Source organism: Paraburkholderia ultramafica, assembly GCF_902859915.1.
Taxonomy (GTDB): domain Bacteria; phylum Pseudomonadota; class Gammaproteobacteria; order Burkholderiales; family Burkholderiaceae; genus Paraburkholderia; species Paraburkholderia ultramafica.
Genome location: NZ_CADIKK010000010.1, coordinates 49,619 through 63,890, shown reverse-complemented (window position 1 = coordinate 63,890; position 14,272 = coordinate 49,619). Strand labels below are relative to the sequence as shown.

Here is a 14,272-nt window from a genome sequence, read left to right as displayed (position 1 = left end):
GACCGCTCTGCCGCGTCATTTTCAGCGCAGTCATCCATCGCAATGAATGATGCGCGCCGGCATGCGGCCACCAGCTACGTGCGGATCTTCCCGCTCAATTGACACAACATCGACAACGTCGCCGCACAACATGACGCGATGACGTCGTAATATAGCAACCTTAATAACGCACCGGGGTTATCGTATGATTCGCAAGCTGCTTGCATCTCTCGTCGCACCTCTCGTGGTCGTCACCGGCATCGTGACGGCCCCGCCCGCCTTCGCCGAGAACGACACAGTCAACGTGCTGTATGCCGGTTCGCTCGTCAATCTGATGGAGCGCAGCATCGGCCCCGCATTCGAGAAAGCCACCGGCCAGCAGTTCCGCGGCTACGCGGCCGGTTCGAACAAGATCGCCAATGAGATCAAGGGCAAGCTGCGGCGCGGCGACGTGTTCATCAGCGCGAGCCCGAAGGTGAACAGCAGCCTGATGGGCGAGGCGAACGGCGACCACGTCACGTGGTACGTGAATTTCGCCGAATCGCCCTTGATGATCGGCTATAACCCGCACAGCAAATTCGCGTCGCAGTTCAAGAGCAAGCGCTGGGATCAGGTGCTGCAGGAGCCGGGCATCCGCATCGGCCGGACCGATCCGAAGCTCGATCCGAAGGGCGCGTTCACCGTCGAAATGATGACGAAGGCGGCCGAGCTCTACCATCAGCCGGACCTGGTCGAGAAGACGCTCGGCGCCCCGGAAAATCCCGCGCAGGTCTTGCCCGAGGAAACGCTGGTCGGCCGCCTGCAATCGGGCCAGCTCGACGCCGGCTTTTTCTATTCGACCGAGACGTCCGACCTGAAGATTCCGGCGCTGCGTCCGGCGCCTGAATTGCAGGCCAAGGCCAGCTACACGCTGACGATCCTCAACGACGCGCCGAACCACACCGGCGCGGTCAGCTTCGTCGACTTCCTGCTGAGCGAGCAAGGCCGAGCGCTGCTCAAGCAGCATGGTGTCGACGTCGTCAAACCCACCGTGAGCGGCAACGTACAGGCGATCCCGCCTTCGGTGCAAGCCGTGCTCGACGCCGCCGCGCAATAACGCGGTGAAGCGCACCGCTGCGCGACCGCTGCTGTGGCTGGCGGCGCTGCTGGCTATCTATCTGTGCGCTCCGTTTGTCGCGAGCGTGCCGCAACTCGGCGCGGCGGACTGGGCGAATGTCGACTGGCGCGCGACGTGGTCGGCGGTCGGCGTGTCGGCGGCGAGCGCCACCGTGGCCTCGCTCGCGATCCTGCTCGGCGGCGTGCCGCTCGGCTATTTCCTGGCGCGTTCGAGCACGCGCAAGATGGCGCTGCTCGGCTTTGTCGTGCAGTTGCCGCTGGCGCTGCCGCCGCTGACCAGCGGCGTGCTGCTGCTGTTTCTGCTCGGCCCGTATAGCTGGATCGGCCGCTTCACCGGCGGCGTGTTGACGGATTCGTTCGCCGGCATCGTGCTGGCGGAAATCTTCGTCGCCGCGCCCTTTCTGATCATTGCCGCGAAGTCCGCGTTCGCCGCCGTCGATCCGGTTCTCGACGACGTCGCCGCGACGCTCGGCCATCATGCCGGCAGCCGCTTCTTCCGCGTGATGCTGCCGGTTGCGTGGCCGGCGATTCGCGCGGGACTCGCGCTCGCATGGCTGCGCGCGTTCGGCGAATTCGGCGCGACCGTGATGGTCGCCTATCACCCGTATTCGTTGCCGGTCTACACGTACGTGGTGTTCGGCGGCCAGGGGCTCCCGGCGATGATGCCCCTGCTGTTGCCCACGCTCGCGATTGCGATAGTCTGCGCGGCGCTGTCGATTTACAGCCTTCGGCCAAAGCCTGCGCTCGAACAGACCGAAATCGGCGACGACGCGCTGGCACCCGGCACGGACCTCACCGCAAGCCGCGGCGACGCCAACGATCTGCGCCTCGCGTTCCATTTGCGGCGCCAGCTAGGCGCATTCGATCTCGACCTCGCGTGGACGCCCGCGACGCGACGCCTCGCGATCATCGGGCCGTCGGGCTCGGGCAAATCGTTGGCGCTGCGCCTGATCGCGGGGCTCGAATCGAACGCATCCAGCACCGTGCAGCTCGGCTCGACCGAACTGCATACACTGCCGCCCGAACGCCGCCAGATCGGCTATATGCCGCAAGACTACGGCCTGTTTCCGCACATGAGCGTAGCGCGTCAGTTGGCGTTTCCCGTCGATGCCGACGCCGTCAGCGCGCGTTACTGGCTCGATCATCTGGGCCTCGCGCAACTGGTCGGGCGGCTGCCGCATCAATTGTCGTTCGGTCAGCGGCAGCGGGTTGCGCTGGTGCGCGCGCTGACGCGGCATAGCGAACTGCTGCTGTTCGACGAACCGTTCGCCGCGCTCGATACGCCACGGCGGCGGCGCTTGCAGCAATCGTTGCGGGCCTTGCAGCGCGAGATCGCCGCGGTGACGATCCTCGTCACGCACGATCCCGATGAAGCCGCGTTGCTGGCCGACGAGGTGCTGGTCGTCGAACAGGGGCGCGTGTTGCAGGCAGGCTTTATCGATGCCGTGTTCGAACGGCCGGCTTCGATGCGGGTGGCCGCCCTGCTCGGCTTGCACAACGTCGGCGAAGGCTCGATGAGCGCGGCAGGCCAGCTGGAGATCGGTCACGGGTTGACGCTCGTCACGCTCGTAACAGGCGCAAGCGGACAAGCACTCGCCGCCGGGCAGCGGGTGATGTGGCGCGTCTCTTCGCATGCGCTTTTCATTGCGCCGGACGGCGCGCATGCCGGGGTGGTCGAGTCGGTCGAATTGCGGCGCGGCGAGCGCTATGTTCGCGTGAATATCGCCGGGGTGCGTTTCGACATTGCCAGCGAGGATGCCCGTTTGCGCGAGGGCGCCCCGTGCCGGATCGATATCCATGCGGCAGGCGTGACAGTCTGGGCCGCCGCGTCGTCGTGCGGGCAGCGCTAGACTAGCGCTAGACTTCGCCCGCGTGAGCCCGGCTTCTGATCTCGGCGAGTGATACATCGGCCAATAACTTGCCGGACTCGAACACCGTCACCAGCGCCTCGTCCCACTCGCCCGCGATGGTGCGCTCATCCCACACGACGGGCAGCGTGACCGTCCGATATTCGCCCGTACGACGGTTCAGCAGCAGCGTCAGCCGCCCTTTCATCGAGCGCTTGGCGGCATCCGTGACCGGGTTCTTGCTCACGTCGTGCCACGCGTCGCCGAGGCGGATCGCGGAACACTTCATCGCGAAGCACTGCGTATCGCGGTTGATCTGCTGCAACAGCGCGCCGCCCATGCCGAACACGATGTTGTCGGCCGCGAAACCGGCCTCGTCCATCGCGGCAAGGATCGCCTCGATCGAATCCGGGTTCACGCCGTCACCCTGAATCACGCGCACGTTGTTGAGCACGCGCCGCCCCTTGCTGTTGACCACCGAGCCGAACGACGCGTCGAGCGCGCGCAGCGTCTGCAACACGATGGTGCGCGGGTCGCCGGAGTCGGGCCGGATCACCAGCGTGCCGCCGCAATCGAGCACGGCCTGCTTCAACTCGGTGCCCCACGCTTCGAGCGCGGCGAACAGGTCGTAGGAGTCGGACACCACCGAGACGATCGCCCCCGGCTTGCCGAAGCGCGCGATCATGTTGCGGAACGCATCGGTCTCACGCTCGCGGCCCCATGACGTGATCGTGCTGTGCTCGGCCGCCGGCACGGAAAACGCGGCCATCGTTTCGTTGTAATAGTGGTTTGCCGCCACCACGCCGAACACCGTGTCCGAGCCCATGAAACTGATGAGGTGCGCCGCGCCGCCGATCGCCGCAGACTCCGCGCTCGACACCCCGCGCGCGCCGAAGTCGTGCAGCTTGAATGGCAATTGCGTGAGGTCATCGCTGCTCTTTTGCAGGTAAGCGCGGATGGTCTTGCGCAGATGCCAGCTTTGCGTCGCCACCGTGATCGGATACCACACCCGCAGCAGCATCGTCTCCAGATACGAAGCGAGCCAGAACACTTGCGGGTCATCGCATTCGACCGTGACCAGCACGTTGTGCGTCGGCACGACCGAGCCTTCCGGCACCGCGCGAATCCGCACCGGCAGATAGCCGCCGCAATGCTCGACGACATGGCGCCAGCCCGCTTCGTTGAACGGCTCGCCGTGCGCGGTGAAAAAGGCTTTGGCCTGCTCGATCATGGCCGGCGTGATCGGCCGGCACAGATACTCCTTGATCAGCATTTGCAGGCCGAAGAACAGCGTGCGGTCGTAACGCCCGCCACGCGACTCGATGTACGAGAACATCGCCGACGCTTCGGGCGGATATTGCAGATAGTGCGACGCCTTGTACGAATCCGTGTTGAGAATCGGATTGGACAGGATCGACGCGATGTCGTTGCGACCGCTAATCGCGTTTTGCATGGACGGTGCTGCGCTCACGTGACTTTCTCGAGGTGATCGAACGGATTCCGTTCTTTTACCATACACCGTCAAAATACCCTTGGTATCGCCCGCAACCGACTCTTCGACATGCGAATTATTTTTTGAACCGGCAACGCGAAGGCTGCCGGATTCTCAGAGCCGCAGCGTAGCCCTGTTCACCGCAAGCCGTGGCTGGCCGGGTTCAAAGCCCAAGCTTCAAAGCCCAGGCTTCAACTGCGGCGGCAAATTCGGCCACGTTGCCAACAGCCGGCCAAGCATGCTTTTGCGGCGTTCGGCCATGGCTGGCCACAGCATGCCGGCGAGCAGGCCGATGCCGTGCGCGAACGCGCTGTCGCGAGCCAACGTCACCAGCGGCACGCCGCGGCTCAACGCATCGTTGACCTGCCGGTCGTCGCGCGGAAGCTGATGCGCGACTTTCGCGCCAAGGGTCTTTTCGAGCATCGGCAGATTGATCTGCGCGTTCTTGTCGTATTGATTCACCACGACCCGCACTTTGCTGTCCGGATAGCCGAGTTCCCGGAAGATATCGAGCATGCGGCGGCCGCCGTGCAGGTACAGCGGAGTCTGCCGCACCACCATGCAGATCGCGTCGCTGTGATCGAGCGCATGGATCGTCAACGGGTTGAGGCTCGGTCCGATGTCGATCAGCACGGCGTCGTAGCGCTCGCGCACCAGCGCGAGAACGCGCTCCAGCTGCGCGGGCAGCATCTCGGCGGCCTTGAGCGGATCGCCCGCGCCCGCCAGCACGTCGAGATTCGCGTGCACCGGCATCACGCACGAGTCGAACAACGCGGCGTCGAGGCGCTCGATATGCGAGCACAGATCGGCGAGCGTCGTCGGCGGGGGCTTGTCGGCGATCAACAGACTCGCATCGGCGAATTGCTGGCTCAGGTCGATCAGCAGCACGCGCCGGTCGCGCTGCGCGGCGAGCGCGCAGGCGAGATTGACCGCGATCAGCGTCGTGCCGCTGCCGCCCTTGCTCGATGCAAACGACACGACCCGTCCGGTGCGCCAGCCGGCCGCGTTTTTCCTCGCGTCGATCTGGCTGAGCGCGGTGGCGAGCGCCTGCGAGTCGAGCGGCCATGACAGCACGTGCCGCACGCCGACGCGCATCGCCGCGCCCAGCAACGCAGTGGACGGCGCCGGCGTCACCAGCATGCAGTGCAGCGCCGGCCAGCAGGCCAGCGCTTCTTCGATGCCGTCCAGTTCGCGCGCGTTCAGATTGGCGTCGTCGATGATCAGCAGATCGGCGCTCCTGATCACCCGCGCTTGCGCCCGCAGTTGCCGGACCGTGCCGTATGCGGTGCGCAGCCGGTAACGCACGCCGCTCTCCTCGAGGCGCGCGACGATCTGCTGCGCGTTCTCGATGCTGGCGGCAATCAGGAAGATGTCGATCATGTCGGGTCTCCGCCGGTCTGAGGCCGCCGTTTGACGAGGCCACGCCGACGACGGTCGACGTCCGGATTCATGCGTCGAAATCGGACCGGTGAACCGGCGCGCCGCGATCGTCGTTCCGTTCTGGCGCCACCGGCATCTCGTAGAGCGCGTCGCGCAACAGGTCGCGCTGGATCTCGGCCTGAGCCTCACGCCTGAGCGCCTCGGCGACCACCAGCGTCAGCAGATCGACCGGCGGCGCGGCGAACAGCGCACGTCGCGCGGCGACATGCCGGCGATAGGAGAACCCGGTTGCACCCGCGGCTCCCCGATGGTTCAACCGCGCTGCGGCGGCCGGCTCGCAAATCAGTTTGTTCATGACAACCCCCGAAGGATGAGTCTTCTTTCCAGGTCCAGGTGGCCGTGTCCGCGCAACTGCACGGACACGGCACCCAGTGCACCTCGTAACGCGTGTCTCTCTCTGGAGACTGTGGCCCCTCCCCGCTTCGTCGCGCCGGTTGGTCCTGACCGTGCGCTACCCTTCCCTTGTTCGGTAATGCATCGCTCGCAAACGGCGCGAGCGCGGCACCTGTCGTTATTGCGACCCTCTTCGTGTCCGTCGGTAAAAAATGGACCCAGCGGCGAAGTCTACGTTTCACGCCGGTCTCTTCTCACCGTAGCTTGCCTCGTGCTGTGGACCGGGCGGCAACGCAGTCGCTATGTAACACTTATTGCAATGGCCATGCCATGTCTGCCCGAACCCATATGCCGCCGTGATGTTCGCTGCGTCGCCCCCTTTGATGGGGCGGCTCGCGGCACGCGTTGATTCGTTTATGACACGCGCTCGAGTAGCCATGCGGCGCGCCGCGGAAAGATGTACCTGCGGCCAGGCTTGCCGATCACACACGCGCTGCGCTGCTGGCCTTGGGTTGCACCGCGCGCCCGGTCAAATCTGCCGATAGGCCGGTGCGTGACAGCGCGCTCGCCACGGCCTGTCCCATATGTAGCAGACGTGAGACACCATGAAGTGCGAACCTCGAATCCATATCGCGCTTTGCCGCAGCCGGATTGCATTGTTATGTGGGGTGCCTCGCATAGCGGAGGTTGACCGATTTTGCTTTAATCGTCCGCGACGATGCAGTTACGAGAAAATCATTTCTGAATCCATATTTGTTTGTATGGCGCTATCAGGCGCTTTCGCTTATCGTTAGACCAAGCGCCATTTAGAGCGCCTGTTTCAGGCCACCGAGGCAAGAAACGGTTTTCGTGATTCGGGGATGAAGTCGTCTGGCGGTTTCAGCAATGAACGCTGTTCCGCCACCGGTTCAACGTGTAGCACCTCGCGGTTCGCGCCGCCCGCTCCATGCCCCCGCCATCGCTACTACCGTGAATGCGTCGTCGCCGGGCTGCCGCAACCGGGCCCGAACGTCGTGACGCAAGCCAGGCCCGAATCCGCGCGAGCGAACCGGGCGGGTTCAGTTGACTGAAGGCCGGCACCGCCTGCCGGTCTGTCCAGTGAGTCGAACAGCAGTCCTGAAAGCAGCAACGAACCGGGGGTAACATGACTACGACTTGCACGCCTGTCGACACGGAACGCACCGTCCTGTGCGTGTCGAACTCGCCCGATCAGGAACTCGTCGATTTTCTGGCGGCGTCTGGCTGGCAAACCGTGCACGCAAAAAGCACGGCGATCGCCGAACGCATGATCGAGCGCGGCAACATCAAGGTCGGCCTCGTGCAACTGCCCGACGATTGCACATCGCAGCATCTGTCCGCGCTCGCGTCCTGCATGCGCCGCGTCGAAACCAACTGGGTCGCGCAGATCGTGCCCGGCCAGGCGGACAACGAACTGGTCAGCCGCTTCATCCTCGATTACTGCTTCGATTTCGTCACGCGGCCGTGGCTGAACGACCGGCTCGTGTTCGCACTCGGCCATGCGCACGGGCTGTCGAGCCTGCGCCAGACCTGCGTCGCGCCGGAGGCGTCGCTCGGCCGGCACGGCATGGTCGGACAATGCGAGGCGATGCAGCAGTTGTACCGGCGCATCGACAAATGCGGCGTGACCGAGGCGCCGGTGTTCGTCGCCGGCGAGTCGGGCACCGGCAAGGAACTGACCGCTCGTGCGATTCACGAGCGCTCGCCGCGCGCCGGCCGCGCGTTCGTCGCGATCAATTGCGCGGCGATTCCGCCGAGCCTGCTGCAAGCCGAACTGTTCGGCCACGAGCGCGGCGCGTTCACGGGCGCGCTGCAGCGCAAGATCGGCCGGATCGAAAGCGCCCACGAGGGCACCCTGTTTCTCGATGAAATCGGCGACATGCCGCATGAATGCCAGGCGGTCCTGCTGCGCTTTCTGCAGGAAGGCACGATCGAGCGGCTCGGCGGCAATGGGCCGATCAACGTCGATGCGCGGGTCATTTCGGCGACCCACGTCGATCTGGACAAAGCGGTCGAAGACGGGCGCTTCCGCTCGGACCTGTATCACCGTTTGTGCGTGTTGCGTCTTGTCGAACCGCCGTTGCGCGAGCGCGCCGGCGACATCAAGCTGCTCGCCAACTACGCGCTGAGCATGTACCGGCAGGACGGCGCGCGCAAACTGCGCGGGCTGTCGAGCGACGCGATCGTCGCGATGTCGAACTATCCGTGGCCGGGCAACGTGCGCGAGCTGATCAATTGCGTGCGGCGCGCCGTGGTGATGAGCGAAGGCCGCTTCATTACCGCAAGCGACCTCGGCTTGCCGGAAGCGGACAACGGGCCGGCCGTGACGCTCGCGGAAATCCGCAGCAAGGCCGAAAGGGATGCGATCGAACACGCGTTGCAGCGGCACGGCTACAAGCTGACCGAGACGGCCGCCGAGCTGGGCATCTCGCGGGCGACGCTTTACCGCCTGATGCATACGAACCGGCTGCATCAGGAGCCGGCGGCCGCGCGCGCGTCGGGCGCGAACGGCGGCACGGGCGCCGACGACGAGGCCGAGCGGCACGCGTCTTCGCTGGTTTGAGCCGGCGCGCCTGTGTCGCGGGTCTGGTCCGGTCGAGTTTGAGTTTGAACATCCGGTATCGCGCGGGCGAATCTGCGATATCGGCTCGGCAGCGCCTGGTGCCGCCGGGAGTGTTCTGCCCGCCTGTCGACGACCCGTTGGCGTCGCTGCGCTGAACGCCGTTCAGCCGCACCGGAGTGGATTTGGCCGATCAGCACGTTCCGGCGTCCGAGCGCCGCCCCTCCCCCGTCCTGCCCGCTCAGGCCGCGCCGTGCGACGCGCTCGTCATCCGCGCGCAGCCGCTCAGTTGCGACTCACCCTGCCGACGTAAAAAGCTCGCGCTGGCCGCGACCATCCTCGGTTCGAGCATGGCGTTCATCGACGGCTCGGTCGTCAACGTCGCGTTGCCGTCGATCCAGACCGAACTCGGCGCTAGCGTCGCAGCGATCCAGTGGGTCGTCGACGCTTATCTGCTGTTTCTCGGCTCACTCGTGCTGGTGGGCGGCTCGCTCGGCGACAAGCTCGGGCGGCGCACCGTATTCATCGCGGGGATCGGTCTGTTCACGCTGGCCTCGATTGCTTGCGGCCTCGCGCCGGGCGCGGCTGCGCTGATTGCGGCGCGCGCGGTGCAAGGCGTCGGCGCGGCGCTGCTGGTGCCGAGCAGCCTCGCGATCATCGGCGCGGTGTTCGACGACAAGGAACGCGGCCAGGCAATCGGCACCTGGGCCGGCGTCGGCGCGATCACGTCGGCGCTCGGGCCGGTGGCGGGCGGCTGGCTCGTGGATGCGTTTTCATGGCGGGCGATCTTCTTTCTGAACGTGCCGATTGCCTGCGCGACGGTCGCGCTGGCGTTCGTGGCGGTGCCGGATAGCCGGCAGGAGACGGCGCAGGGTCAGGGCGCGCGCGAGGCTCGAGCCCCGGCCGCCCGCCCCCGGCGGCTCGACGCCCGCTCGGCAGCCAGGCTCGACTGGCCCGGCGCGGCCACCGCGGCAGCCGGCCTCGCCGCGTTGACCTACGGCCTGACCCTCGCGTCGGCGCGCGGCTTCGGCGACCGCTGGGTGGTGGCATTGGTGCTCGGCGGCATCGTCGTGCTGATCGCCTTCGTGATGCTCGAAGCAAGAACCCACGACCCGATGATGCCGCTCGACGTGTTCCATTCACGCGACTTCGTCGGCGCCAATCTCGTCACGCTGCTGGTCTACTTCGGGCTGGGCGGCGCGCTGTTCTTCCTGCCGTTCACGTTGATCCGCGCGTATGGCTACAGCGCGACCCAGGCGGGCGCAGCATTGCTGCCGGTGCCGGTGACGATCGGCCTGTTGTCGCGTTTCACCGGCGGCCTCGCGAGCCGCTACGGCGCACGGGCGCTGCTCAGCGCGGGCCCGATCATCGCCGCAACCGGTTTCGCGATGCTCGCGCTTCCATGGGTGCGCGGCGAGTATTGGCGGGGCTTTTTCCCGGCGTTAGCCGTGCTCGGACTCGGCATGACCGTCACGGTCGCGCCGTTGACGACGACCGTGATGACGTCGGTGTCCGCCGCGCGCACGGGCGTCGCGTCGGGCATCAATAACGCGGTGGCGCGAGTGGCGGGCCTGCTGGCGATTGCGGTGCTGGGGATCGTGTTCATGTGGTCGCACGCTGCGGCGCTCGACGCCCGGCTCGATGCGCTGCATGTGCCGCCAGCCGCCCGCGCGGCGGCGAGCCTTGCGCAAGCTGGCATGGATTCGGGCGGCGCGCCGCTCGCGGCTGCGCCAGGCGCGCCCCAAGCCGAAGTCGCGCACGCGCAAGCCGACGCGCTAGGCGTGGCCCTTCGCGCAGTCGCGCTGGTATCGGCGCTTTGCGCACTGGCCGGCGCAGCGCTGGCGAGGTTGACGATCAGCGCGCAACGCAAGCCTTAGCAAGCATCGTGCGTGGCACGTTGCACGTTGCCCAAACTCAAGCCTTCCACAGTTCATCACACCCTGAAACATCGCGGTCGAACGGCCGCCATACTGATCTCCACACGTTCGATACCACCGTACGCAACCGGGAGCTTCAACATGGCGATCACCTGCTTTATCCGCTATCAGATCGACCCATTCCAGCGCGATGCCTTCGACGACTATGCGCGCAACTGGGGCCGCATTATTCCGCGCTGCGGCGGTCATCTGGTCGGCTATTTCCTGCCGCACGAAGGCACCAACGACATCGCGTGGGGCTTGCTCGCGTTCGACAGCCTCGCGGCGTACGAAGCCTATCGGGCGAGACTGCGAGCCGACGCCGAAGCGCTCGACAACTTCAGGCTCGCACAGACGAAACGCTTCATCCTGCGCGAGGAGCGCACCTTTACCGAAGTGGTCGAAGGAACCTTTAGCGTCGCGCCGGTTCGCACGATGACCACCGCCTGATCGTCTGGCCAGCGCATTGGCCCCGGCGGCCCGCAGTCAGCCGCAGTCAGCCGCAGTCAGCCGCGTTCGGCCGCGTTCGGCTATTGTTACGCATGGCGCCCGCGGCCCCGGCCGGCCGCGTGGCGTGGCGCGGCACAGCACGGCACAGCACGCCCGGCAGCCTTCGCCCGAGGAACTTGTACGGCCCGGCCCGTGTCGGTTCATGGTCACGCCGCCGAACCCAGCCCCGCGTTTCGGCACGGTCGTCCGCACCTGGTACCCCGCCTTACACCCTATGCGCAAACTATTTCAAGCCTGCCTTCTTGTTCTTCTCGTCATCGGCGCCGTGCCGGCGGTTGCCGCCGTCGCGCAAGCCGCCCCCGCGTCGCCGGTGTCGGGCAGCGCGGTCAGCCTGACGCCCGAGCAGGCTCGCGACGCCCTCGCCGTTCTCAACGACCCCAAGCGCCGCGCGCAAGTCGCCGATACGCTGCAAGCGATCGCCGCCGCCGGGGCGCTGAGCGCGCCGCCCGCCGCATCGGCGGTGGCGGCCGCGTCAGCCCCGGCAGCGGCCAGCGGCCCCGCTGCCCTCGTTCCCGACGCCTTCAAGTCCAACGGGCTCGCGTCGCAAATGGCCCGTCAGGGCGCGCATTGGGCCATGCAGCTCGGCGAATCTTTGCGCGTCTCGGTCGCCGCGCTGCTCGACGTCGCGTCGGTACGCGCGTGGTGGAACTGGCAGTTGACCAACTCGCATGCGCGCGCCGTGCTGATCAACGTCGTGTGGACGCTGCTGGCCGCGCTGGTGCCCGCGCTCGTGCTCGAATGGCTCGCGCGGCGCCTGTTGCGCCGCGCGTACAAGGCGCTCGCCGCGCGCCGCGAACGCAGCGAGCAGAACGAAACCGACGACGCGCAAGGCGATCTGCCCTTCGACGACGCGCCGCAACCGGCCGATGCGCGCCACGCCGCGCCGCCGCTGCCGATTGGGCCCGTGCCGCCCGTGCTGGAAGCCGAGGCACAGGCAATCAGCCCCGCGTCTGTTGCCGCGGACGCCTTCGCCAAAGACGAAATCATCGCAGCCCAGGGCAAGCGCAACGCCACCCATCACTGGACGCTGCTGCAGCGTCTGCCGCGCGCGCTGTTGATCACGCTGCTGCGGCTGTTGCCGCTCGCGGTGTTCGTCGGCGCGGCGAGCGCGCTGATGTCGATTTTCACCACCGACGGCACGCCGCAAGACCGCGCGCTCGACTCGCTGATCGACGTCTACGTGCTGAGCCGCGTGATCGTGCTCATCGGCAGCTTCTTTCTGCAACCCACCGCGCCGCGCCTGCGGCTGTTGCGCATGAGCGATGCGTGGGCCGTCTTCGTGCAACGCTGGGTCGTGCGCATCGTCAGCGTGGTGGGCGCCGGGGTTGCGCTCGCCGAGGTCGCGCAGTCGCTCGGTCTGAACGACGCGGCGCATCTCGCGCTGTTGAAGGCGGTCGCGCTCGCCGGCCACGTGATGATCTCGATCCTGATCCTGCAATGCGCGAAGCCGGTGGGCGATTTGATCCGCAAGAGCTTCGTCGAGCGCGAGTCGCTGGAGAACCTCAGCAATGCGTTCGCGGATGCGTGGGCGTGGTTCACGGTGGCCATCGTGATGGCGCTGTGGTGCGTCTGGGCATTCGACGTGCGCAACGGCTATCGCGCGCTGATTCATATCGGCGGCTGGACGGTGGCGATTCTGGTGGGCGCGCGGGTCGTGTCGATCGTGATCTTCGGCGCGCTGGCCCGGCTCTTCAACGTGCAGGACGATTCGGCGAGGTCGCTGCTGCATCAGCACGCGTACCGCTATTACCCGCTGATGCGGCGCGTGATCGGCTGGGTCATCGGCATCGTCACCGCGCTCACGCTATTGCAGGTATGGGGCGTCGACGTCGTCGATCTGTTCCGCCCGGGCACGATCGGCCATCGGCTCGCGTCGGCGCTCGCCACGATCGGCGTGGCCGCGATCGCCGCACTGATCGTGTGGGAAATCGTCAACGTGTCGGTCGAACGGCGGCTGGACCTCTGGACCACCAGCGGCGATCTCGTGCGCGCCGCGCGCTTGCGCACGCTGATGCCGATGCTGCGCAGCGCGCTCTTCTGCGTGATCGCGCTGGTGGTGGTGCTGACCGGTCTGAGCGAACTCGGCGTGAACATCGGGCCGCTGCTGGCGGGCGCGAGCATCTTCGGCGTCGCGCTCGGCTTCGGCTCGCAAAAGCTGGTGCAGGATTTCATCACCGGCATTTTCCTGCTGATGGAAAACGCGATGCAGGTCGGCGACTGGGTCACGCTCGCGGGCGTGTCCGGCACCGTCGAATATCTGTCGATCCGCACCGTGCGGCTGCGCGGCAGCGACGGCTCGCTGTTCACCGTGCCCTTCAGTTCGGTGTCGACGGTGAACAACACGAATCGCGGGCTCGGCAATGCAGCGGTGCGGGTCAACATCGCGTTCGGTCAGGACGTCGATCGGGCGATCGACACGCTCAAGGAAATCGGCGCCGCGCTGCGCGAGGAAGAGAAGTTCAAGGACGGCATCCTGTCGGACTTCGCATTCTGGGGCGTCGATGCGGTAGACGGCTCGGCCGTCACGCTGGCCGGCCAGATGCAGTGCCGCGACACCGCGCGCTGGGGCGTCCAGCGCGAATTCAACCGGCGCATTGTCGACCGGTTCCGCGAGCTTGGCATCGCGATCGCGAATCCGCAGCGCCATCTGCTGACGTGGGACCCGGAGAGTGGCGCGGCGAAGGTCGAAGCGGGTGAGACGTCCGCGGGGGCATTGAACGACACGCCGACGCCGCCGGCTGACGATGCATCGCTCACCGCCGCGGCCCGTCAAGAGGACGCGCCGGTGGCAGACCAGGTGCCCGTCGATCCGAAGCCGGCGGGTGGTCCGGGCACGCCCGCGAATCCCGGTTCAACCTCGCCGCATCAGTGAAGTGAAGCGCGTAGCCGGCGCGTTCGCAGACGCGCGGCACAGCGTCTGCGATCAGCGCCGCGACTGGCCATCCGGTCAGTTCTCGCGGCGCCGTCGGACGCGTGTCTCGTGTCGTCTCGTCGCGTTTCATGTCGTCTCGCGATCACGGCGCCGCGCACGATCAGCAACGGTGCGCGAACCGGCACACGC

General features: G+C 66.6%; 9 protein-coding genes. 6 read left to right on the top strand and 3 right to left on the bottom strand.

What is annotated here, in order from left to right; translation table 11 throughout:
- Positions 1 to 184: 184 nt before the first annotated feature.
- Together HV744_RS12535 and HV744_RS12530 are read left to right on the top strand one after the other, a co-directional pair.
- A complete protein-coding gene (locus HV744_RS12535) occupies positions 185 to 1,075 on the top strand; it encodes an extracellular solute-binding protein (protein WP_175149830.1) in 891 nt (296 codons plus the stop codon).
- Positions 1,076 to 1,079: 4 nt separating this feature from the next.
- A complete protein-coding gene (locus HV744_RS12530; protein WP_175149829.1) occupies positions 1,080 to 2,945 on the top strand; it encodes an ABC transporter ATP-binding protein/permease in 1,866 nt (621 codons plus the stop codon).
- 7 nt (positions 2,946 to 2,952) lie between these two features.
- On the opposite strand, the gene HV744_RS12525 is transcribed toward HV744_RS12530, so the two are convergent.
- The 3 genes from HV744_RS12525 to HV744_RS12515 form a co-directional block, all read right to left on the bottom strand.
- A complete protein-coding gene (locus tag HV744_RS12525) occupies positions 2,953 to 4,395 on the bottom strand; it encodes a nicotinate phosphoribosyltransferase (protein WP_175149828.1) in 1,443 nt (480 codons plus the stop codon).
- A gap of 216 nt (positions 4,396 to 4,611) precedes the next feature.
- Positions 4,612 to 5,814, bottom strand: coding sequence for a CpaE/TadZ family protein (locus HV744_RS12520; RefSeq protein WP_175149827.1), 1,203 nt, complete (start codon positions 5,812 to 5,814; stop codon positions 4,612 to 4,614).
- A gap of 67 nt (positions 5,815 to 5,881) precedes the next feature.
- Positions 5,882 to 6,169 (bottom strand): hypothetical protein, encoded by a 288-nt coding sequence (locus HV744_RS12515; protein ID WP_175149826.1) that lies wholly within the window; start codon positions 6,167 to 6,169, stop codon positions 5,882 to 5,884.
- Between the two features lie 1,182 nt (positions 6,170 to 7,351).
- Here HV744_RS12515 and HV744_RS12510 point away from each other — a divergent pair.
- The 4 genes from HV744_RS12510 (at position 7,352) to HV744_RS12495 (ending at position 14,083) form a co-directional block, all read left to right on the top strand.
- Positions 7,352 to 8,788, top strand: a complete 1,437-nt coding sequence (locus HV744_RS12510; RefSeq protein ID WP_175149825.1) for a sigma-54-dependent transcriptional regulator — start codon at positions 7,352 to 7,354, stop codon at positions 8,786 to 8,788.
- Between the two features lie 182 nt (positions 8,789 to 8,970).
- Positions 8,971 to 10,662 carry an MFS transporter gene (locus HV744_RS12505; RefSeq protein ID WP_175149824.1) on the top strand — a complete coding sequence of 564 codons (1,692 nt, stop codon included), beginning with the start codon at positions 8,971 to 8,973 and terminating at the stop codon, positions 10,660 to 10,662.
- 141 nt (positions 10,663 to 10,803) lie between these two features.
- Complete coding sequence (locus tag HV744_RS12500) at positions 10,804 to 11,151, top strand: NIPSNAP family protein (protein ID WP_175149823.1); 348 nt, start codon at positions 10,804 to 10,806, stop codon at positions 11,149 to 11,151.
- Between the two features lie 274 nt (positions 11,152 to 11,425).
- Positions 11,426 to 14,083 (top strand): mechanosensitive ion channel family protein, encoded by a 2,658-nt coding sequence (locus HV744_RS12495; protein ID WP_175149822.1) that lies wholly within the window; start codon positions 11,426 to 11,428, stop codon positions 14,081 to 14,083.
- Positions 14,084 to 14,272: the final 189 nt, after the last annotated feature.

Bases quoted from the DNA above. Each gene is read 5' to 3' on its own strand.
- HV744_RS12535 (WP_175149830.1), top strand. From the start codon at position 185: ATGATTCGCAAGCTGCTTGCATCTCTCGTCGCACCTCTCGTGGTCGTC.
- HV744_RS12525 (WP_175149828.1), bottom strand. From the start codon at position 4,395: ATGCAAAACGCGATTAGCGGTCGCAACGACATCGCGTCGATCCTGTCC.
- HV744_RS12520 (WP_175149827.1), bottom strand. From the start codon at position 5,814: ATGATCGACATCTTCCTGATTGCCGCCAGCATCGAGAACGCGCAGCAG.
- HV744_RS12515 (WP_175149826.1), bottom strand. From the start codon at position 6,169: ATGAACAAACTGATTTGCGAGCCGGCCGCCGCAGCGCGGTTGAACCAT.
- HV744_RS12510 (WP_175149825.1), top strand. From the start codon at position 7,352: ATGACTACGACTTGCACGCCTGTCGACACGGAACGCACCGTCCTGTGC.
- HV744_RS12500 (WP_175149823.1), top strand. From the start codon at position 10,804: ATGGCGATCACCTGCTTTATCCGCTATCAGATCGACCCATTCCAGCGC.
- HV744_RS12495 (WP_175149822.1), top strand. From the start codon at position 11,426: ATGCGCAAACTATTTCAAGCCTGCCTTCTTGTTCTTCTCGTCATCGGC.